Source organism: Pararoseomonas sp. SCSIO 73927 (assembly GCF_037040815.1).
Classification (GTDB): Bacteria; Pseudomonadota; Alphaproteobacteria; order Acetobacterales; family Acetobacteraceae; genus Roseomonas.
On the sequence record NZ_CP146232.1, the window covers coordinates 3,960,865 to 3,980,930 of the forward strand.

17 protein-coding genes, 3 tRNA genes and 2 pseudogenes are annotated in these 20,066 nt (G+C 69.2%); all 22 read left to right on the forward strand.

All coding sequences use genetic code 11. The features are described 5' to 3' along the window. The first annotated feature begins 21 nt into the window (after positions 1–21). The 22 genes and pseudogenes from VQH23_RS18680 to nuoK all read left to right on the forward strand — a co-directional run bounded on the left by VQH23_RS18680 (position 22) and on the right by nuoK (position 20,066). Positions 22–1,488 carry an NAD(P)H-hydrate dehydratase gene (locus VQH23_RS18680; protein ID WP_338662236.1) on the forward strand — a complete coding sequence of 489 codons (1,467 nt, stop codon included), beginning with the start codon at positions 22–24 and terminating at the stop codon, positions 1,486–1,488. Positions 1,489–1,549: 61 nt separating this feature from the next. Continuing rightward, positions 1,550–1,633, forward strand: a tRNA-Leu gene (locus tag VQH23_RS18685). A gap of 46 nt (positions 1,634–1,679) precedes the next feature. Further along, positions 1,680–2,096 (forward strand): annotated as a pseudogene (locus tag VQH23_RS18690) (trigger factor family protein); the annotation flags it as partial. Between the two features lie 579 nt (positions 2,097–2,675). Further along, positions 2,676–3,476, forward strand: a pseudogene (gene tig / locus VQH23_RS18695) (trigger factor); the annotation flags it as partial. Between the two features lie 183 nt (positions 3,477–3,659). Further along, positions 3,660–4,337 carry an ATP-dependent Clp endopeptidase proteolytic subunit ClpP gene (clpP, locus tag VQH23_RS18700; protein ID WP_338662237.1) on the forward strand — a complete coding sequence of 226 codons (678 nt, stop codon included), beginning with the start codon at positions 3,660–3,662 and terminating at the stop codon, positions 4,335–4,337. A gap of 169 nt (positions 4,338–4,506) precedes the next feature. Further along, complete coding sequence (gene clpX, locus VQH23_RS18705; protein WP_338662238.1) at positions 4,507–5,763, forward strand: ATP-dependent Clp protease ATP-binding subunit ClpX; 1,257 nt, start codon at positions 4,507–4,509, stop codon at positions 5,761–5,763. Between the two features lie 193 nt (positions 5,764–5,956). Beyond that, the gene (gene lon / locus VQH23_RS18710) at positions 5,957–8,386 is read left to right on the forward strand and encodes an endopeptidase La (protein WP_338662239.1); all 2,430 of its coding nucleotides are present in this window, start codon (positions 5,957–5,959) and stop codon (positions 8,384–8,386) included. A gap of 132 nt (positions 8,387–8,518) precedes the next feature. Beyond that, positions 8,519–8,590, forward strand: a tRNA-Val gene (locus VQH23_RS18715). Between the two features lie 143 nt (positions 8,591–8,733). After that, positions 8,734–9,528 (forward strand): hypothetical protein, encoded by a 795-nt coding sequence (locus VQH23_RS18720; protein ID WP_338662240.1) that lies wholly within the window; start codon positions 8,734–8,736, stop codon positions 9,526–9,528. A 4-nt stretch (positions 9,529–9,532) separates the two neighbouring features. Beyond that, the gene (locus VQH23_RS18725; protein ID WP_338662241.1) at positions 9,533–10,108 is read left to right on the forward strand and encodes a hypothetical protein; all 576 of its coding nucleotides are present in this window, start codon (positions 9,533–9,535) and stop codon (positions 10,106–10,108) included. 66 nt (positions 10,109–10,174) lie between these two features. Then, a tRNA-Asp gene (locus tag VQH23_RS18730) sits at positions 10,175–10,251 on the forward strand. Between the two features lie 282 nt (positions 10,252–10,533). Next, complete coding sequence (locus VQH23_RS18735) at positions 10,534–10,902, forward strand: NADH-quinone oxidoreductase subunit A (protein ID WP_338666127.1); 369 nt, start codon at positions 10,534–10,536, stop codon at positions 10,900–10,902. A 76-nt stretch (positions 10,903–10,978) separates the two neighbouring features. Continuing rightward, on the forward strand, positions 10,979–11,581 hold the full coding sequence (locus VQH23_RS18740; RefSeq protein WP_338662242.1) for an NADH-quinone oxidoreductase subunit B family protein: 603 nt from the start codon (positions 10,979–10,981) through the stop codon (positions 11,579–11,581). Further along, positions 11,574–12,248, forward strand: a complete 675-nt coding sequence (locus VQH23_RS18745) for an NADH-quinone oxidoreductase subunit C (RefSeq protein ID WP_338662243.1) — start codon at positions 11,574–11,576, stop codon at positions 12,246–12,248. Before VQH23_RS18740 ends, VQH23_RS18745 begins: the two co-directional genes overlap by 8 nt. Beyond that, positions 12,245–13,480 carry an NADH-quinone oxidoreductase subunit D gene (locus tag VQH23_RS18750; protein WP_338662244.1) on the forward strand — a complete coding sequence of 412 codons (1,236 nt, stop codon included), beginning with the start codon at positions 12,245–12,247 and terminating at the stop codon, positions 13,478–13,480. Before VQH23_RS18745 ends, VQH23_RS18750 begins: the two co-directional genes overlap by 4 nt. Beyond that, positions 13,477–14,133, forward strand: a complete 657-nt coding sequence (locus tag VQH23_RS18755; RefSeq protein ID WP_338662245.1) for an NAD(P)H-dependent oxidoreductase subunit E — start codon at positions 13,477–13,479, stop codon at positions 14,131–14,133. Before VQH23_RS18750 ends, VQH23_RS18755 begins: the two co-directional genes overlap by 4 nt. 3 nt (positions 14,134–14,136) lie before the next feature. After that, entirely contained in the window at positions 14,137–15,447 is a 1,311-nt protein-coding gene (nuoF, locus tag VQH23_RS18760) for an NADH-quinone oxidoreductase subunit NuoF (protein WP_338662246.1), read from the forward strand. A gap of 4 nt (positions 15,448–15,451) precedes the next feature. Next, a complete protein-coding gene (gene nuoG / locus VQH23_RS18765) occupies positions 15,452–17,512 on the forward strand; it encodes an NADH-quinone oxidoreductase subunit NuoG (protein ID WP_338662247.1) in 2,061 nt (686 codons plus the stop codon). Continuing rightward, a complete protein-coding gene (nuoH, locus tag VQH23_RS18770) occupies positions 17,512–18,522 on the forward strand; it encodes an NADH-quinone oxidoreductase subunit NuoH (RefSeq protein ID WP_338662248.1) in 1,011 nt (336 codons plus the stop codon). The genes nuoG and nuoH overlap by 1 nt, the downstream gene beginning before the upstream one ends. Before the next feature lie 37 nt (positions 18,523–18,559). Next, a complete protein-coding gene (gene nuoI, locus VQH23_RS18775) occupies positions 18,560–19,048 on the forward strand; it encodes an NADH-quinone oxidoreductase subunit NuoI (RefSeq protein ID WP_338662249.1) in 489 nt (162 codons plus the stop codon). Continuing rightward, positions 19,045–19,755 (forward strand): NADH-quinone oxidoreductase subunit J, encoded by a 711-nt coding sequence (locus VQH23_RS18780; protein WP_338662250.1) that lies wholly within the window; start codon positions 19,045–19,047, stop codon positions 19,753–19,755. Before nuoI ends, VQH23_RS18780 begins: the two co-directional genes overlap by 4 nt. Further along, the gene (gene nuoK, locus VQH23_RS18785) at positions 19,755–20,066 is read left to right on the forward strand and encodes an NADH-quinone oxidoreductase subunit NuoK (protein ID WP_338662251.1); all 312 of its coding nucleotides are present in this window, start codon (positions 19,755–19,757) and stop codon (positions 20,064–20,066) included. The genes VQH23_RS18780 and nuoK overlap by 1 nt, the downstream gene beginning before the upstream one ends.

Genomic DNA, 20,066 nt, shown 5'->3' on the forward strand with positions numbered 1-20,066 from the left:
CGCGCCGCGCGTTGGGCCGGCATGAGGCTTCCCGCCCCGCGCCGCGCCGAATGGCCGCTCGAGCTTCTCACCCCCGCCGCCATGGCGCGGGCGGACGCGGCCTCCGTCGTGCCGGTGCCGGCGCTGATGCTGGCGGCGGGGCGGGCCGTCGCGCGGGCCGCGATGGCAGGGTGGCGGCCCTGCCGCACCCTGGTTCTGGCAGGGCCGGGCAACAATGGCGGGGACGGCTACGTGGCGGCGCGGCTGCTGGCGGAGGCGGGGTGGCCCGTGGCGGTCGCGGCCCTGGCCGCGCCCCGGCCGGACGGGCCGGCGGCGGAGGCGGCGCTCCGCTGGCGGGGGCCGGTGGTGCCCCTCCGCCCGGAGGAGGCGGCGCGGGCGGGGCTGGTGATCGACGCGCTGCTCGGCGCCGCGCCCTCCCGCCCTCTCCCCGGGGAGGCGGTGGCGGTGCTCCGCGCGGCGGGCGGGCGGATCCTGGCCGTGGACGTGCCGAGCGGGCTGGACGGCGGCACGGGGCAGCCGCTGGGGGAGGTGGCGGGAGCGGCCCTGACCGTGACCTTCGCCCGGCTGAAGCCGGGGCACCTGTTGATGCCCGGACGCCTACTCTGCGGGGAGCTGCGCCTGGCCGATATCGGGATGCCGGACGCAGCGCTGAGGGCGGGGCTGGCGGGGGAGGCGGGGCAGTGCTTCCGGAACGCCCCCGGTCTCTGGAGCCTGCCGGTTGAGGACGTGGCCGGCCACAAGTACCGGCGCGGGCACCTGGTGGTGGCGGGCGGCGCGATGCCCGGGGCGGCGCGGCTGGCCGCATCGGCCGCGCGCCGGGCCGGGGCGGGGCTGGTGACCCTGGCCGCGACCGCGCCGGAGGCGGCATCGGCCTTCCGGACCGGGGAGCCTGGGGTGATCGTGGCCGGGCCGCCGGCGGAGCCCCTGCTGGAGGACGGGAAGCGCGGCACCTGGGTCATCGGGCCCGGACTGGCGCCGGACGAGGTGACGCGCTCCCTTCTCCGCGGCGCGCTCGCGGCCGGGCGGGCGGTGGTGGCGGATGCTGGGGCGCTCGGCGCCTTCGCGGGGGCGCCGGACGGGCTGCGGGGCGTGGCGGCGCTGACGCCGCACGAAGGGGAGTTCGCCCGGCTCTTTGGGCCTGTGGGGGAGGACCGGCTGGCGGCGGCGCGGGGCGCGGCCGCGCGGCTGGGGGCCGTGGTGGTGCTGAAGGGGCCGGACACGGTGATCGCGGCGCCGAACGGGCGGGCCGCGATTAATCACAACGCCCCGCCGAGCCTGGCCACCGCCGGGACGGGCGACGTGCTGGCGGGGATCCTGGGCGGGCTGCTCTCCGCGGGGATGGCGCCCTTCGAGGCGGCGTGCGCCGCGGCCTGGCTGCAGGGCGAGGCGGCGCCGGAGGGGCCGGGGGTGGTGGCGGAGGACGTGGTGGCCGGCCTGCCGGCCGCCCTGCGCGCGGCCAGGGCGGCGGCGGAGCGGGGAAGGGGATGAGCGCGCCGCTTGGAAACCGGGCGCCCATGGGGTAAGGGCGCGCAATTCGGCGCTGCGCGACGCGGGCGTGGTGGAATGGCAGACACGCTGGATTTAGGTTCCAGTGGCGCAAGCCGTGGGGGTTCAAGTCCCTCCGCCCGCACCAACCGGCCCGGCGCCGACCTGAACGATCTTGATGTGGAACTGAGCGAATGCAGGTGACGGAGCTCTCGGCCGAGGGGCTGAAGCGGTCCTTCTCGGTGGTGGTGCCGGCGGCGGAGATCGAGGCGACGCGCGACAAGCGGCTCGCCGCGCTGGGCCGCGACCTGCGGATCCCGGGCTTCCGGCCGGGCAAGGTGCCGATGTCCGTGGTGAAGAAGCGCTACGGCACGGCCGTGACGGGCGAGGTGCTGGAGGAGCAGGTGCAGACCGCCACGCGGGACCTGCTGACCGAGCGCGGCCTGCGCCCGGCGCTGCAGCCGAAGGTGGAGCTGGTCGGCGATTTCGCCGACGGCGCCGACCTGGCCTTCAACATCGAGATGGAGGTCCTGCCGGAGATCCCGATGCCGGACTTCTCGGGGATCGAGGTGGAGCGCCCGCGCGCGGAGGTCTCCGACGAGGAGGTCCAGAAGGCCGCCGACGGCCTGGCCGCGCGGAACGCCAAGCTGGAGGACGTGGCCGAGGAGCGCCCGGCGCAGAAGGGCGACGTGGTGGTGTCCGACTTCGTGGGCCGGCTGGTCTCGAACAGCGGGGCGAACCTTCTTCCGGAGGGCACGGTCCTGGTCGAGTCCAATCCGCCCGGCGCCGCCACGCTGGCCGGCGAGGGCGAGGAGGGCGGCGCGCGCTACCTCGACGCCCGCGTCAAGGTGAGTGAGGGGTTGAACGCGATCCGCATCGACCTCTCGCGGACGATGCTGCCCGTGACCGGTGGGCAGGACTACCGTCTCTCGGCCGAGTGGCAGGTCGTCGAGGGGTCGCTGCCCGAGGGTGCCGTGGCGCAGGCCTTCCTGACCGCGCAGCAGAGGGGCCCCTCTGCGGCCGCCGAGCGCAAGACCGTGGCGCTGCCCGGCGCCGGGCCGATCGCGGCGGAGTGGACGGCCGAGGCCGATGGCACCGGCCGCGTCGGGCTGAGGCTGGACTTCGGCGCGCCGGTGGCCGCCGACTTCACCCTGCGGGTCCGCTCGGCCCGCTTTGAGGGGCCGGGGGACGGGGAGTCCGTCGGCGAGCCCTTCCCGGGCGGCACTGCGAGCGACATGCCGATCGAGGTGGGCGGCGAGGGCTTCATCCCCGGCTTCACCGAGGGGCTGGAGGGCATCCGCCCCGGCGAGACCCGCAAGGTGCGGGTGAGCTTCCCCGAGAGCTACGGCTCGGCCGAGCTGGCGGGCAAGCCGGCGGAGTTCGAGATCACCGCCAAGGCGCTGAAGACCCGCGCCCCGGCCCCCGCGGACGACGAGTTCGCGAAGTCTCTCGGCCTGGAGAGCGCGGAGAAGCTGCGCGAGGAGCTGCGGAACTCCATCCAGGGCGAGTATGACGGGCTGGCGCGCCTGCGCGTGAAGCGCGCCCTGCTGGACCAGCTGGCCGACCGCGCCAGCTTCGCCGTGCCCGAGGGCATGGTGGAGGCCGAGTTCGGCCAGATCTGGGGCCGCGTGGAGGAGGACCGCAAGGCGGGCCGCCTCGACGCCGAGGATGCCGGCAAGGACGAGGAGACGCTGCGGGCCGAGTACCGGAAGATCGCCGAGCGGCGCATCCGGCTGGGCCTCCTGCTCTCCGAGATCGGGCGGACGAACAACATCCAGGTCGGCCAGGACGAGCTGTTCCAGGCGATGCGCCGCGAGGCGTCCCGCTACCCCGGGCAGGAGAAGCAGGTCTTCGAGTTCTTCCAGAAGAACCCGCAGGCGCTGGAGAACCTGCGCGCCCCGATCTTCGAGGAGAAGGTCGTGGACTTCATGCTGGAGCTGGCCAAGGTGACGGACCGGACCGTGACCGCGGAGGAGCTGCAGGCCGCCTGAGGCCCGCAGCCATTTCCTGGCGCTAAATCCCGGGCCGCCCCCCTTTCCGAGGGGGGCGGCTTGGCCCATCTTGGTTGGGTATTGCCGGCTGAGGGAGCCGGAGGGGTGCTGCGGCAGGGCCGGGCGCCCGTCCGGGCGGTGCCATCGGGGACGCGCCTCTCCGCCGGTGGGGAAGGACAAGCTATGACCCGTTCCGTATTCGTCGACCGCGACCCGGTTGAACTCTACAACAACTCGCTGGTCCCCATGGTCGTCGAGCAGACGGCCCGCGGCGAGCGCGCCTTCGACATCTACTCCCGCCTGCTGAAGGAGCGGATCATCTTCCTGACGGGCCAGGTCTTCGACCAGGTCTCGTCCCTGATCTGCGCCCAGCTGCTGTTCCTGGAGAGCGAGAACCCCAACAAGGACATCGCCTTCTACATCAACAGCCCGGGCGGCGTGGTCTCGGCCGGCCTCGCGATGTACGACACGATGCAGTACATCCGCTCCCCCGTCTCCACCGTCTGCCTGGGCATGGCGGCCTCCATGGGCTCCCTGCTGCTGACGGCCGGGGAGAAGGGCAAGCGCTTCGCCCTGCCGAACAGCCGGATCATGGTCCACCAGCCCTCCGGCGGCGCCCAGGGACAGGCGACGGACATCGAGATCCAGGCCCGCGAGATCCTGGACCTGCGCAAGCGCCTGAACCAGATCTACGTCCACCACACCGGCCAGCCGGTGGAGGAGATCGAGCGCAAGCTCGAGCGCGACACCTACATGTCCGCCGAGGAGGCGCAGGCCTTCGGGCTGATCGACCAGGTGGTGGCGAAGCTGCCGGCGGGGGCCGCCGTGGCGGCGCCGGCGGTGGAGGGGCCGCGCCCCTGATGGGCGCGGGCCCTTCCGGACCCGCTGCGGGGAAGGCCCTGTTCCCGGGTCCGGTCGCCCTTTTGTCACAAATTCCGGCCCATCCTTCCCCCACGGGGGGAGGGGGGCTATCTTGCCCCCTTGACGCCCCGGATGGGCCGTGTTGCCCGGCCAGGGGCGAGGAGCGCGCATGAGCAAGTCCGGCGATTCCAAGAATACCCTTTACTGCTCGTTCTGCGGCAAGTCGCAGCACGAGGTCCGCAAGCTCATCGCCGGCCCGACGGTGTTCATCTGCGACGAGTGCGTCGAGCTGTGCATGGACATCATCCGCGAGGAGCACAAGACGCACCTCGTGAAGACCCGCGACGGGGTGCCGACGCCGAAGGAGATCTGCAAGGTCCTCGATGATTACGTCATCGGGCAGGAGCACGCGAAGAAGGTGCTCTCCGTGGCCGTGCACAACCACTACAAGCGGCTGGCTCACGGCGCGAAGAACGGCGAGGTGGAGATCGCGAAGAGCAACATCATGCTCGTCGGCCCCACGGGCTCGGGCAAGACGCTGCTGGCGCAGACCCTGGCCCGCATCCTCGACGTGCCGTTCACGATGGCGGACGCGACCACGCTGACGGAGGCGGGGTATGTCGGCGAGGACGTGGAGAACATCATCCTCAAGCTGCTGCAGGCCGCGGACTACAATGTGGACCGGGCGCAGCGCGGCATCGTCTACATCGACGAGGTGGATAAGATCAGCCGCAAGTCGGACAACCCCTCGATCACGCGCGACGTGTCGGGCGAGGGCGTCCAGCAGGCGCTGCTGAAGATCATGGAGGGCACGGTCGCCTCCGTCCCGCCCCAGGGCGGCCGGAAGCACCCCCAGCAGGAGTTCCTGCAGGTGGACACCTCCAACATCCTCTTCATCGTGGGCGGCGCCTTCGCGGGGCTGGAGAAGATCATCGCGGCCAAGGGCAAGGGCTCCGGCATCGGGTTCGGCGCCGAGGTGAAGGGGCCGGACGAGCGCCGGCAGGGCGCCATCCTGCGCGAGGTGGAGCCGGAGGACCTGCTGAAGTTCGGGCTGATCCCCGAGTTCATCGGCCGCCTGCCCGTCATCGCGACGCTCGAGGACCTGGACGAGAAGGCGCTGATCGAGATCCTCACTAAGCCGAAGAACGCGCTGCTGAAGCAGTATCAGCGCCTCTTCGAGATGGAGGGGACGAAGCTCACCTTCACGGAGGACGCGCTGAAGTCGGTGGCCAACCGTGCCATCCAGCGCAAGACCGGCGCCCGCGGCCTGCGCTCCATCATGGAGGGCATCCTGCTCTCGACCATGTTCGACCTGCCTGGTCTGGACGAGGTCGAGGAGGTGGTGGTGAACAAGGAGGTGGCCGAGAACCGGGCGCAGCCGCTGTTCATCTACGGTGAACGGCCGGCGGAGCAGACTAGCGCCTGAACCGGTGGCTCAGCCCCGGGCTTCCCAGAACGGGACGGGGCTGAGGCATTTTTATTGCATGGCCCCATCCGTCCGGGGCGCCCCTCCGCCGTTGTGGGAGAGGCGCCCCGGCACCACATAGGGCTTCTTCCCGTGGCGACGGGAACGTGCCCGATCGGGGCGTTTCCGCGCCGACTGTCTGAGCGAGGTCCCCATGGCGGATACTGAGAATCAGGGTGGAGCGGAGCTGGTCCGGGGCGAGGCGCTTCCCGTCCTTCCCCTCCGCGACATTGTCGTCTTCCCCCACATGATCGTCCCCCTTTTCGTGGGTCGCGAGAAGTCCGTGCGCGCGCTGGAGAGCGTGATGCGCGAGGACAAGCAGATCCTGCTGCTCGCCCAGCGCAACGCCGCGCAGGACGACCCCGGCGCCGAGGACCTGTTCGAGGTCGGCACCGTTTCCACCGTGCTCCAGCTGCTGAAGCTGCCGGACGGCACCGTGAAGGTGCTGGTGGAGGGTGGCCGCCGCGCGAAGGTGGTGGGCTGGAAGGAGACGGGCAGCCACTTCGAGGCTTTCGCCGAGACGGTCGAGGAGGCCGCTCCCGAGGCCGCCGAGGTCGAGGCGCTGAGCCGCTCGGTCGTCGGGCAGTTCGAGGGCTATATCAAGCTCAACAAGAAGATCGCGCCTGAGGTGCTGGTCTCGATCAACCAGATCGAGGAGCCGGGCAAGCTGGCCGATACCGTGGCCGCTCACCTGAACCTCAAGATCGCCGAGAAGCAGGAGCTGCTGGAGACGGTCGGCGTGACCGCCCGCCTGGAGCGCGTCTTCGCTCACATGGAGAGCGAGATCGGCGTCCTCCAGGTGGAGAAGCGCATCCGGAACCGCGTGAAGCGGCAGATGGAGAAGACCCAGCGCGAGTACTACCTGAATGAGCAAATGAAGGCCATTCAGAAGGAGCTGGGCGAGGGCGAGGAGGGCAAGGACGAGATTGCCGAGCTCGAGGCCCGGATCAAGAAGACCGCCCTCTCCCCCGAGGCGCGCGAGAAGGCGACCGGCGAGCTGAAGAAGCTGCGCGGCATGTCGCCCATGTCCGCCGAGGCCACGGTGGTGCGGAACTACCTGGACTGGATGCTGACCATCCCCTGGAAGAAGCGCACCAAGGTGCGGATCGACCTGGAGGAGGCCCAGCGCGTCCTGGACGCCGACCACTATGGCCTGGACAAGGTGAAGGAGCGGATCATCGAGTACCTGGCCGTCCAGAGCCGGTCCAAGAAGATCCGCGGCCCCATCCTCTGCCTCGTCGGCCCGCCCGGCGTCGGCAAGACCTCGCTCGGCAAGTCGATCGCTAAGGCGGTGAACCGCAACTTCGTCCGCATGTCGCTCGGCGGCGTGCGGGACGAGGCGGAGGTGCGCGGCCACCGGCGGACCTATATCGGCTCCATGCCCGGTAAGGTCATCCAGGGCATGAAGAAGGCGAAGACGTCCAACCCGCTCTTCCTGCTGGACGAGATCGACAAGCTCGGCGCCGACTGGCGCGGGGACCCGTCCTCGGCCCTGCTGGAGGTGCTGGACCCCGAGCAGAACGGGACCTTCGCCGACCACTACCTAGAGGTCGACTACGACCTGTCGGACGTGATGTTCATCACCACGGCCAACTCGCTGAAGATGCCCCAGCCGCTGCTGGACCGCATGGAGATCATTCGCATCCCCGGCTACACCGAGGATGAGAAGATCGGCATCTCCCGGCGGCATCTCGTCGCGAAGGTCACTGAGGCGAATGGTCTGAAGCCGGACGAGTGGACCGTCTCCGACGAGGCCATCCGCGACCTGGTTCGCTACTACACGCGGGAGGCCGGCGTCCGGAACCTGGAGCGCGAGATCGGTGGGCTGGCCCGCAAGGCCGTGCGCGAGATCGTCTCCGGCAAGGCGACGAAGGTGGAGATCACCGCCGAGAACCTTGGCAAGTACGCCGGCGTGCGGAAGTTCCGTTACGGTGAGGCCGAGGCCGAGGACATGGTGGGCGCCGTGACCGGCCTTGCCTGGACCGAGGTGGGCGGTGAGATCCTGACGATCGAGTCCGTGCTGCTGCCCGGCAAGGGCGCCATCAAGCACACGGGCAAGCTCGGCGATGTGATGCAGGAGAGTGTCTCGGCCGCGGTGTCCTATGTCCGCAGCCGGTCCACCGCCTTCGGCATCAAGCCGACGCTGTTCGAGCGCCGGGACATCCACGTCCACGTGCCGGAGGGGGCGACCCCGAAGGATGGGCCTTCCGCTGGCATTGCAATGGCGACGAGCATCGTCTCCATTCTCACGGGCATTCCCGTCCGCAAGGACGTGGCCATGACCGGCGAGATCACGCTGCGCGGGCGGGTGCTTCCGATCGGCGGGTTGAAGGAGAAGCTCCTCGCGGCCCTGCGGGCCGGGGTGGGCACGGTCTTCATCCCGAAGGAGAACGAGAAGGACCTGGCCGACATTCCGGAGAGCGTGACGAAGGCGCTGAAGGTCATCCCCGTCTCCCATGTGGACGAGGTGATTGCCGGGGCCCTGGTGCGCCGGCCGGAGGCGATCGACTGGAGCGAGCCCGAGGAGGTGACGCCGACCAAGCCGGCGGCCGGCGACCCGGCTGGGGCCGGGCTGCCGCACTGACGGGCGGCGATTGACGGGGAAGGGGCGTCGGCGCGGGCCGGCGCCCCTTCTCGTTCGGGCCGCGCGCAGGGGTGTTGTTGACGGAGGCGGGGGCGGCCCGGCATAGGTCCGCCGGCCCGGCCGCGGGGGTGGGGGCGCTTAGCTCAGCGGTAGAGCGCCTCGTTTACACCGAGGATGCCGGGGGTTCGAATCCCTCAGCGCCCATTCCCTGACGCGTTCCACAGGATGAAATCAGACCGCGCCCGCAGCGGGCCGGAACGTTACGCAAGGTTGCGGTAACCCGAGGGGGATGAATAATCCCCATGGCCGGCCTGATTCCGGCCGTCTGCTCCGAGGGAAGCCGTTTCATGAAGTTTCGCCATGGCCTGCTGGCCGCCGCCTCCGCCTTCGCGCTCGCCGGTTGCCTCCAGCAGGGGACGGCCAGCGGGCCGGTGACCGGCGCCGCCGCTGGCGGCACCAGCGTCGGCGCGACCAGCCTGGTGCGCTGCCCGGAGACCCTCGGCACAATCGCAGTCGATGACGGCCGCGCGGCGAGCTGGTTCGGGCCCTTCACCCGCGCCACGCAGATCACGACCATCGAGCCGATGGTGCGGCTGATCATCCAGCAGTCCAACTGCTTCGTCATCACCGCGATGGGGAATGACCGGCTCGAGGGCCGGATGCGCGGCATGGTCGGCGACATGCGGAACAGCGGCGAGTTCCGGGCCGGGTCCAACATGCAGCGCGGGCAGCGCGTGGCGGCAGACTACTACATGGAGCCGGCCATTCTCTTCTCGAACCAGGACATGAGCGGGCTCGGCGCGGGAATCGGTGGCTGGGGTGGGCTGGCGGCCGGCCTGGCGGGGGCTGCCATGTCCACCTCCGGGACCCAGGTCACGCTTTCCGTCTTCGATATCCGGGCCGGCGTGCAGATCGCGGCCTCGGAGGGCTCCTCCACCGCCTCCAACTTCGGTGCGGTGCTGGCCGGCTTCGGCGGCGGCGCGGCGGGGGCGCTGGGCGGCTACCAGCGCACGCCGGCCGGCCAGGCGACGGTCGCGGCCTTCGTCGACTCGTACAACAAGATGGTCGTGGCGCTGCAGAACTACCGGGCCCAGGAGGTGCGGGGCGGGCTCGGCACCGGCGGCCGACTGCGCGTGCGCTGAGGCCGTGAAGGCGATCCGCGGGGCCGCGCTGGCGGCCATGCTGGGCCTGGGTGCCTGCGCCCAGACCCAGCCCATGATGGCCCAGCCGGACGTGGTGGTTTGCCATCCCGGCATGCCCTGCCACGTCCAGCCAATCGGGGCCGTGACGGCCGAGTTGGACGGGGACCGGAGCGGCCCCTCGATGGAGGCGCCCGAATCCGCTCGGGGCCTCGTCGCGGCGGCCGAAGGGGGATCGCCGAACGCGCAGTACCGGCTGGCCACCCTGCTGTTCCGGGGCGGGGAGGGATTCCGGCGCCAGCCCTACGCCGCGCTGCAATGGATGCGGCGAGCCGCGGAGAGCGGCGACGTTCGCGCGCAGCGCGCCGTGGGCCGCCTCTACATGACGGGGCTGGAGGAGATGGGCCAGGACCCGCGGGAAGCGCGGAACTGGCTCTCGATGGCGGCGTCGCGCGGCGATCGTGCGGCCGCGCGCGACTTGGCTGAGATGGATCGCGCCGAACGGGCGGAGCGGGACTTCCTTCGGGCGCTCGCGCTGCGGCAGGCCGAGACGCGCGTGTTGTGGGTCGTGGTGGTTCGGTGATGCTTCGGTGAAGGCGGCGCATTGACAGGGGGTGCTGCAGCCCGTAAACGCCCGTCCACGTCGCGAGCGGGTGTAGCTCAGTCGGTTAGAGCGCCGGCCTGTCACGCCGGAGGTCGCGGGTTCGAGCCCCGTCACTCGCGCCACGACGCGAAACAGAGCGCCGCCCTTCGGGGCGGCGTTTTGCGTTTCAGGGGTGTCCCGGGCTGCGGTCCCGGCGTACCGCCCCCGCGGGTGCGACCCGCTTGCGAACGGCTCGCAAGCATTGATTACGCTGCATTCATTGTGCGAAGCTGGGGCAGGGGCCCTATGGCGAACCACCGCTCCGATCTATATGTAGCGCGTTGCGCTGCGGCATGGCCTCGGCGCCAATGGGCGCATCCGGCGGTCGCCTCCGGTCCCGGATGCCCATAGCTCCGAGGGGCATGATGACCCAGCCGCTGCTGGCCAACTACTTTCCGATCCTCGTCTTCCTGGGCATCGCCGCGGCGATCAGCGTTGCCATGGTGGGCGGGTCCGTGCTGGCCGCGCGGCAGAAACCGGACGCCGAGAAGAACTCGACCTACGAGTGCGGATTCGAGCCCTTCGAGGACACGCGGCACCGCTTCGACGTGCGGTTCTACCTCGTCGCGATCCTCTTCATCATCTTCGACCTGGAGGTCGCCTTTCTGTTCCCCTGGGCCGTGTCGCTCGGCGGGATCGGCTGGCTCGGCTTCCTCTCGATGATGGGGTTCCTGGGGCTGCTGACGATCGGCTTCGTGTACGAGTGGCGCAAGGGCGCGCTGGACTGGGAATGAGCCGCGGCATTCGCGGCGAGACGGGCCGGATGGCCCGCAACGAGATGACGCGCGGCGACGCGCGGAGGGTGATGCGATGAGCGGCACCGGCAGCGAGATCTTCGGCCACCCCCACGTGGCCGACGTGTCGGCGAACGAGAAGGTGGCCTGGAACAAGCAGGCGCTCCCGCCCGGGCCTGATCAGGACGCGGTCCTGAAGGGCGTGACGGGGGAGATCGAGGAGAAGGGCTTCGTTGTCGCCAACCTCGACAAGGTGGTGAACTGGGCCCGCACGGGCAGCCTCTGGCCGATGACCTTTGGCTTGGCCTGCTGCGCCGTGCCGATGATCCACGCCTATATGGCGCGCTACGACCTGGACCGCTTCGGGGTGATCCCGCGCGGATCGCCGCGCCAGTCGGACGTGATGATCGTGGCGGGCACGCTGACCAACAAGATGGCCCCCGCGCTGCGCAAGGTCTACGACCAGATGAGCGAGCCGCGCTGGGTCATCTCCATGGGCAGCTGCGCCAATGGCGGCGGCTACTATCACTACTCCTACAGCGTGGTGCGGGGCTGCGACCGAATCGTGCCGGTGGACATCTACGTGCCGGGCTGCCCGCCGACGGCCGAGGCGTTGGTCTACGGCATCCTGCAGCTCCAGAAGAAGATTCGGCGGACGGGGACGATCCTTCGTGGCTGACCTTTCGCACCTCGGCGCGCAGGTCGCCGCCAGCCTGCCGCCTGGCGCCGTCACCGAGGCCTATGTGGCCCGGGGCCTCGAGCTGGTGATCCGAATCCGGCGCGATCAGGTGCGCACGGTGATGGCCATCCTGCGGGCCGACCCGCGCTTCGCCTTCGAGCAGATGATGGACGTCTGCGGCGTGGACTTCCCGGAGCGCAAGGAGCGCTTCGAGGTGGTGTGGAACTTGCTCTCCCTCACGCATAACCACCGCATCCGCGTGGTGACGACCACCGACGCCGAGACGCCGGTGGCGAGCGTGACCGCCATCTGGCCCGTGGCCGGCTGGTGGGAGCGCGAGGCCTGGGACATGTACGGCATCGCCTTCGAGGGCAATGAGGACCTGCGCCGGATCCTGACGGATTACGGCTTCCAGGGGCATCCGCTGCGCAAGGACTTCCCGCTCACCGGCCATGTCGAGGTCCGGTACGACGAGGAGCGGCGCGAGGTGATCTACGAGCCGGTGAACCTGGCGCAGGACTTCCGCAACTTCGACTTCCTCTCCCCGTGGGAGGCCATGACCACCCTGCCGGGCGACGAGAAGGTGCACCTGAACCGCATCGCGCCGCCGCCGGCATCGCTCTTGGAAGAGCAGAAGGCTCTCCCGGACGCGGAGAAGCAGCCATGAGCCTGACGACAGGCGATGCCATCCCCGTGGACACCAGCACCGCCGACGCGCAGACGCGCCGGGTGGAGCTGGACAGCCACACCCTCAACTTCGGCCCGCAGCACCCGGCCGCGCACGGCGTGCTGCGCCTCATTCTCGAGATGAAGGGTGAGGTGGTGGAGCGCGCCGATCCGCATATCGGCCTGCTGCACCGCGGCACCGAGAAGCTGATCGAGTACAAGTCCTACCTGCAGGCCAACCCGTACTTCGACCGGCTCGACTACGTCAGCCCGATGTGCATGGAGCATGCCTTCGCGCTCGGCACCGAGCGGCTGCTGGGCATCACGGTGCCGGAGCGGGCGCAGTACATCCGCGTGATGTTCAGCGAGATTACGCGTCTCGCGAATCACCTGCTGAACATCACGACCTACGCGCTGGACTGCGGCGCCATCACGCCTTCCCTCTGGGGCTTCGAGCAGCGCGAGCACCTGCTGGAGTTCTACGAGGCGGTGTCGGGCAGCCACTATCACGCGAACTACTTCCGCGCGGGCGGCGTCTCCCGTGACCTGCCGCCCGGCCTGGCGGAGCGGATCCGTGCCTGGGCCAACCAGTTCCCGAAGTTCATCGACGAGCTGCACGGGCTGCTGACGGACAACCGCATTTTCAAGCAGCGCACCGTCGACATCGGCGTGATGTCGGCCGAGCAGGCGATGGAATGGGGCTTCTCCGGCCCGTGCTTGCGCGCATCCGGCGTGGCGTGGGACCTGCGCCGGCAGCAGCCCTACGACGTCTATGACCGGATGGAATTCGAGGTGCCCGTCGGGCGCCACGGCGATTGCTACGACCGCTACCTCGTCCGCATGGCCGAGATGCGGGAGAGCCTGAAGATCATCCACCAGTGCCTGGACCAGATGCCGGCCGGGCCGATCAAGGTGGACGACAACAAGATCGCGCCGCCGAAGCGCGGCGAGATGAAGCGCTCGATGGAGTCGCTGATCCACCACTTCAAGCTCTATACCGAGGGGTACCACGTGCCCCCCGGCGAGACCTACACGGTGGTAGAGGCGCCCAAGGGCGAGTTCGGGGTATATCTCGTGTCCGACGGAACCAACCGGCCCTATCGCTGCAAGATCCGCGCGCCGGGCTTCGCGCATCTCCAGGCGATGGAGGTGCTGACCAAGGGCCACATGCTGGCGGACGCGGTTTCCGTGATCGGCAGCCTGGACATCGTCTTCGGGGAGATCGACCGGTGACGGACGGCGCGAAGGACCACCTGGACTCCAATCCCGACAACCCTCGGGAGGAGCCGACGAGCTTCGAGTTTGACGCGGAGAGCGAGGCGCAGATCGCCAAAATTCTGGCGCGCTACCCGGAGGCGAAGAAGGCCTCCGGCGTGATCCCCGTGCTCTACGTCGCGCAGAAGCAGATGGGGCGGCAGACCGGTTCTGCCTGGGTGCCGCGGATCGCTATGGACCGCGTAGGCGAGCGTCTGGGAATGGCACCGATCCGCGTCTACGAGGTCGCGACCTTCTACTTCATGTTCAACACCAAGCCGATCGGGCGGTTTCACCTCCAGGTCTGCGGGACGACGCCTTGCATGCTGCGCGGCTCGGACGACGTGCTGCGCGCCTGCAAGACGGCGGGCGGCCTCAAGGGCTACGGCGACACCAGCGCGGACGGGCTGTTCACCCTCTCCGAGGTGGAGTGCCTCGGGGCCTGCGTGAACGCGCCGATCCTGCAGGTGGACGACGACTACTACGAGGACCTGGACTACGACCGCACCGTCCAGCTCATCGAATCGCTCAAGCGCGGAGAGCGTCCGCAGCCCGGCAGCACCATCGGCCGCGAGACGAGCGCGCCGGAGGGTGGCCGCCTCACGCTGCTCGACGTTCCCGGAGGGGATTGAAGCATGGCGCTTCAGGACAAGGACCGCATCTTCACCAACCTCTACGGGACCCAGCACTGGGGCCTGGAGGCGGCGCGGAAGCGCGGCAACTGGGACCGTACGGCGGAGCTGATCGCCAAGGGGCGGGACTGGATCATCGAGGAAGTGAAGCAGTCCGGCCTTCGTGGCCGCGGCGGCGCCGGCTTCCCGACCGGCCTCAAGTGGTCCTTCATGCCGAAGGCGAACGCGGACGGGCTGCCCTCCTACCTTGTCGTGAACTGCGACGAGTCGGAGCCGGGCACCTGCAAGGACCGCGACATCATTCGGCATGACCCGAGCACGCTGATCGAGGGCTGCCTCTACGCGGCTGTCGCGATGAATGCCTCGGCCGGCTACATCTACTGCCGCGGCGAGTACTTCAACGAGCAGAACATCCTCCAGGCGGCGATCGACGAGTGCTACGCGGCCGGGCTGCTGGGGAAGAACGCGGCGGGGTCGGGGTACGACTTCGACCTCTACGTCCATCGCGGCGCCGGTGCCTATATCTGCGGCGAGGAGACGGCGCTCATCGAGTCCCTCGAGGGTAAGAAGGGCATGCCGCGGCTGAAGCCGCCGTTCCCCGCCGCCGTGGGCCTCTACGGCCGCCCGACGACGGTGAACAACGTCGAGACGATCGCGGTGGTGCCGGAGATCCTGCGGCGCGGCGCGAGCTGGTTCGCGGGCTTCGGCCGGCCGAAGAACTCGGGCACGAAGATCTTCTGCATCCAGGGCCACGTGAACAAGCCCTGCAACGTTGAGGAGGAGATGAGCATCCCGCTGCGGGAGCTCATCGAGCGCCATGCCGGCGGCGTGCGCGGGGGCTGGGACAACCTGCTCTGTGTGATCCCCGGCGGGTCCTCCACGCCGCTGCTGCCGAAGCACATCTGCGACGACGTGCTGATGGACTTCGACGCGCTGCGCGAGCACAAGTCGGGCCTTGGCACGGCGGGGGTGATCGTGATGGACAAGTCCACGGACCTGATCCGCGCCATCGCCCGCCTGTCCAAATTCTACAAGCATGAGAGCTGCGGCCAGTGCACGCCCTGCCGCGAGGGCATGGGCTGGGTCAGCCGCATGATGGATCGCATGGTCGAAGGACGCGCCGAGCTCGACGAGATCGACGTGCTGGAGAACGTGACGCGACGCATCGAGGGGCACACGATCTGTGCCCTGGCCGATGGTGGCGTCTGGCCGGTGCAGGGACTGATCCGGCACTACCGGCCGATGATGGAAGAGAGGATCGCCGCCTATAAGCGCGATCATGCCGCGCGGGTGTACCCGATGGCGGCGGAGTGAAGCCATGAGCGACGTGAAGCTCATCAAGGTCACGGTGGACGACATCGAGCTGGAGGTGCCGCTCGGCGTCACCGCCCTGCAGGCAGCGGAACTGGCGGGGAAGGAGATTCCCCGCTTCTGCTACCACGAGCGCCTGTCCATCGCCGGCAATTGCCGCATGTGCCTCGTCGAGGTGGAGAAGGCGCCGAAGCCTGTCGCTTCCTGCCACTTCCCGGCGGCGGACGGCATGAAGATCATCACGGACAGCCCGGTGGTGCGGAACGCGCGCCGGGGCGTGATGGAGTTCCTGCTGATCAACCACCCGCTGGACTGCCCGATCTGCGACCAGGGCGGCGAGTGCGACCTGCAGGACCAGGCGATGGCCTACGGGTCCGACACCACGCGGTTCCACGAGAATAAGCGGGCGGTGAAGGACAAGTATCTCGGCCCGCTGGTGAAGACGATCATGACGCGCTGCATCCAGTGCACGCGCTGCGTCCGCTTCGCGACCGAGGTGGCGGGCGTGCCGGAGCTCGGCGCGGTCGGCCGCGGCGAGGGAATGGAGATCACCACCTACGTCGAGAAGGCGCTGTCCACCGAGCTGTCGGGCAACCTGATCGACATCTGCCCGGTGGGCGCGCTGACCAGCCGGCCCTACGCCTATGTCTCCCGCCCCTGGGAGCTGGCGAAGACGGACAGCGTGGACGTGCTGGACGCGACGGGCACGAACATCCGCGTGGACAGCCGCGGTCCGGATATCCTCCGCATCATCCCGCGCGTGCATGAGGACGTGAACGAGGAGTGGATGGCCGATCGCGGCCGCTTCTCCTTCGACGCGCTGAAGAAGCGCCGCCTGGACCGGCCGTGGATCCGCGAGAGCGGCAAGCTGCGCGCTGCGACCTGGCCTGAGGCCTTCGCGGTGATTGCCGAGCGAATGAAGGGCATCCCGGGCGAGCGGATCGGCGCCGTGGCCGGTGGGCTGGCGGATGCGGAGAGCATCCTGGCCCTCAAGGACCTGATGACCGGGCTGGGGTCGCGGAACCTGGACTGCCGAGAGGACGGCGCGGCGCTGGATGGCTCCGACCGCGCCTTCTACCTGTTCAACACCAGCATCGCCGGGATCGACCAGGCGGATGCGGTGCTGATCATCGGCAGCAACCCGCGCGTCGAAGCGCCGGTGCTGAACGCGCGCATCCGCAAGCGGGCCATGGTGCGCGTGCCGGTCGGGGTGATCGGGCCGGACGTGGATCTGACCTATCCATCCCAGCACCTCGGAAACGGCCCGGATGCGCTGAGCGGCGTGCTGGACGGCGCCTTCGGCGACGTGCTGCGCAACGCCAAGCGTCCGCTGATCCTGCTGGGGCGCGGTGCCCTGGCGCGGCCGGACGGTACGGCGGTGCTGGCCGCAGCCTGGGGGCTGGCGCAGTCGATCAACGCCGTCACGGCGGAGTGGAACGGCTTCAACCTGCTTCACCTGCAGGGCGGCCAGGTTGCGGCGCTCGATCTCGGCTTCCTGCCGGGGCAGGGCGGCAAGGACCTGGGAGCGATGCTCGGCGGCGGCGTGGACGCGCTGTGGCTGCTGGGTGCGGACGGGTTCGACCCCGCCCTGATCGCCCCGGGCACCTTCGTGGTCTACCAGGGCCACCACGGCGACCGCGCCGCGGCCCGGGCCGACGTGATCCTGCCGGGCTCCACCTACCTGGAGAAGGACGGCACCTACGTGAACACGGAGGGTCGCGTGCAGCGCGGCCGCCGGGCCGTCTTCCCGCCGGGCGATGCGCGGGAGGACTGGCGTATTCTGCGCGCCGCCAGCGAGGTGCTCGGCGCGGCGCTGCCCTATGACGACCTGCTGGCGCTGCGCGCGCGGATGCAGGAGGCGAACCCCGTCTTCCAGCGCCTGGACGAGACGCCGGCCCCGGCGCCGGTCTCCGCCGCCCCGGCGGGGGATGCCGGCGCGCTTGGCGGCGCCTTCTTCCACTCTCCCATCACGAACTACTGGCAAGCCGACGCGATCAGTCGCGCCAGCGAGGTGATGGCCGAGTGCGCACGCACCCACGCACCCACCCCTGCGATGGCGGCCGAGTGATGGCGGACTTCCTGAACACCCCGGTCGGCATCCTGGCGCTGACCGTCGCGCAGGCACTGGCGCTGCTGGTGCCGCTGCTGATCGCGGTGGCGTTCATGACGCTCGCCGAGCGCAAGATCATGGCCGCGATGCAGCTGCGGAAGGGGCCGAACGTCGTCGGGCCTTTCGGCCTGCTGCAGCCCTTCGCCGATGCCGGCAAGATGCTGATGAAGGAGACCATCGTGCCGGCGGGCGCGAGCAAGGTGCTCTTCATCATGGCGCCGATGCTCACCTTCGTGCTCGCGATGATCGCCTGGGCGGTGATCCCGGTGAACGAGGGCTGGGCGATCGCCGACATCAACGTGGGCGTGCTGTATCTCTTCGCGATCTCCTCGCTCGGCGTGTACGGCATCATCATCGCGGGCTGGGCGTCGAACTCGAAGTACGCCTTCCTCGGCGCGCTGCGTTCCGCGGCGCAGATGGTGTCCTACGAAGTCTCGATGGGCTTCGTGATCGTCACCGTGCTGCTCTGCGTTGGATCGCTGAACCTGACGGACGTAGTGTTGGCGCAGAAGAACCTGTGGTTCTTCATCCCGCTCTTCCCGATGTTCGTCATCTTCTTCATTTCCACCCTGGCGGAGACGAACAGGGCGCCCTTCGACCTGCCCGAGGGTGAGTCGGAGCTGGTGGCGGGGTTCTTCGTGGAATACTCCGCGATGACCTTCGCCCTCTTCTTCCTCGGCGAGTACGCGAACATGTTCCTCATGTCCGCGCTCACCTCCACCCTGTTTCTGGGTGGGTGGCTGCCGCCGCTGGACATGGCACCGTTCAACCTGGTGCCGGGGCCGATCTGGTTCATCCTCAAGATCTGCTTCTGCATGTTCGTCTTCGTCTGGGTCCGGGCCACCTTGCCGCGCTACCGCTATGACCAGCTCATGCGGCTGGGCTGGAAGGTGTTCCTGCCCTTCAGCCTCGTCTGGCTGGTCCTCACGGCTTTCACGCTGAAGGTCTTCGGGTGGCTGCCGGCATGACCCGACCCAACACCGCAATCGGAAAGGTCCGTCCCTGATGGCGACGCTCGACCGAGTGGCGCGCAGCTTCCTCCTCGGGGAGATCATCTCCGGGCTGGGGCTGACGCTGAAGGCCTTCTTCTCCAAGAAGGCGACGATCAACTATCCCTACGAGCGCGCTCCGCTGAGCCCGCGCTTCCGGGGCGAGCACGCGCTGCGCCGCTACCCTAACGGGGAGGAGCGCTGCATCGCGTGCAAGCTCTGTGAGGCGGTCTGCCCGGCCCTGGCCATCACGATCGAGGCCGAGCCGCGCGAGGACGGGTCCCGGCGGACCACGCGCTACGACATCGACATGACAAAGTGCATCTACTGCGGCCTCTGCGAGGAGGCCTGCCCGGTGGATGCCATCGTCGAAGGGCCGAACCTGGAGTTCGCCACGGAGACCCGGGCCGAGCTGATCTACCAGAAGGACAAGCTCCTCGATAACGGCGACCGGTGGGAGCCGATCCTGGCCGCGCGCCTCCAGGCGGATGCGCCCTTCCGATGATCACTGATTCCGCAATCGCGGGCCTCGCCTTCTATGCCTTCTCGGCGGTGCTGATCGCCTGCGCCGTGATGGTCGTCACCAGCCGGAACCCCGTGCACAGCGTGCTGTTCCTGATCCTGGGCTTCTTCAACGCCGCCGCGCTCTTCCTCATCGCCGGTGCCGAGTTCCTGGCGATGATCCTCGTCATCGTCTACGTCGGCGCCGTCGCGGTGCTGTTCCTCTTCGTCGTGATGATGCTGGACATCGACTTCGCCCGGCTGCGCGAGGGCTTCCAGCGATACGCCCCGATCGGCGCGGTGATCGGCGGCATCCTGTTCCTGGAGCTCGTCTTCGTCCTTGCCACCTGGCAGTCCAGTGGTGAGGCCGGCGGGCTGCGGCCGAACCCGACACCCTCGGCAGTGAGCAACACCCAGGCAATCGGCCAGGTGCTCTACACGGACTACGTGTTCCTGTTTCAGGGTGCAGGCCTGATCCTGCTGGTCGCCATGATCGGCGCCATCGTGCTGACGCACCGCGACCGCGCGCGCAGCCGGCGCCAGGACATCCAGGCTCAGATCCACCGCCGCACGCAGATCGAGATGGCCTCCGTCCCGGTCGGCGCCACCATCGGCCAGATGGGCATTCTCCGCCCGCTGCCGCCTGAGGAGCCGAAGCCCAAGGCGGTTGCGCACGGCCATGGGCACGGACATGGGGGAGGGCACCACTGATGCTCACCATCGGGCTGTCCCACTACCTGACCGTGGGCGCGATCCTTTTCGTGCTCGGGGTGTTCGGCATCTTCCTGAACCGGAAGAACATCATCGTTATCCTGATGTCGGTGGAGCTGATCCTTCTCTCGGTCAACATCAACCTGGTGGCCTTCTCCTCCACCCTGGGCGACCTCACCGGGCAGATCTTCGCCATGTTCATCCTGACCGTCGCGGCCGCCGAGGCCGCGATCGGGCTGGCCATCGTCGTCATCTACTTCCGCAACCGCGGCAGCATCGAGGTGGAAGACGTGTCCACCCTGAAGGGTTAG

Coding starts and splice junctions, on each gene's coding strand:
- VQH23_RS18680 (WP_338662236.1), top strand. CDS start 22: ATGAGGCTTCCCGCCCCGCGCCGCGCCGAATGGCCGCTCGAGCTTCTC.
- VQH23_RS18750 (WP_338662244.1), top strand. CDS start 12,245: ATGAGCCTGACGACAGGCGATGCCATCCCCGTGGACACCAGCACCGCC.
- VQH23_RS18720 (WP_338662240.1), top strand. CDS start 8,734: ATGAAGTTTCGCCATGGCCTGCTGGCCGCCGCCTCCGCCTTCGCGCTC.
- clpX (WP_338662238.1), top strand. CDS start 4,507: ATGAGCAAGTCCGGCGATTCCAAGAATACCCTTTACTGCTCGTTCTGC.
- nuoI (WP_338662249.1), top strand. CDS start 18,560: ATGGCGACGCTCGACCGAGTGGCGCGCAGCTTCCTCCTCGGGGAGATC.
- VQH23_RS18780 (WP_338662250.1), top strand. CDS start 19,045: ATGATCACTGATTCCGCAATCGCGGGCCTCGCCTTCTATGCCTTCTCG.
- nuoH (WP_338662248.1), top strand. CDS start 17,512: ATGGCGGACTTCCTGAACACCCCGGTCGGCATCCTGGCGCTGACCGTC.
- VQH23_RS18735 (WP_338666127.1), top strand. CDS start 10,534: ATGACCCAGCCGCTGCTGGCCAACTACTTTCCGATCCTCGTCTTCCTG.
- nuoF (WP_338662246.1), top strand. CDS start 14,137: ATGGCGCTTCAGGACAAGGACCGCATCTTCACCAACCTCTACGGGACC.
- lon (WP_338662239.1), top strand. CDS start 5,957: ATGGCGGATACTGAGAATCAGGGTGGAGCGGAGCTGGTCCGGGGCGAG.
- clpP (WP_338662237.1), top strand. CDS start 3,660: ATGACCCGTTCCGTATTCGTCGACCGCGACCCGGTTGAACTCTACAAC.
- VQH23_RS18740 (WP_338662242.1), top strand. CDS start 10,979: ATGAGCGGCACCGGCAGCGAGATCTTCGGCCACCCCCACGTGGCCGAC.
- nuoK (WP_338662251.1), top strand. CDS start 19,755: ATGCTCACCATCGGGCTGTCCCACTACCTGACCGTGGGCGCGATCCTT.
- nuoG (WP_338662247.1), top strand. CDS start 15,452: ATGAGCGACGTGAAGCTCATCAAGGTCACGGTGGACGACATCGAGCTG.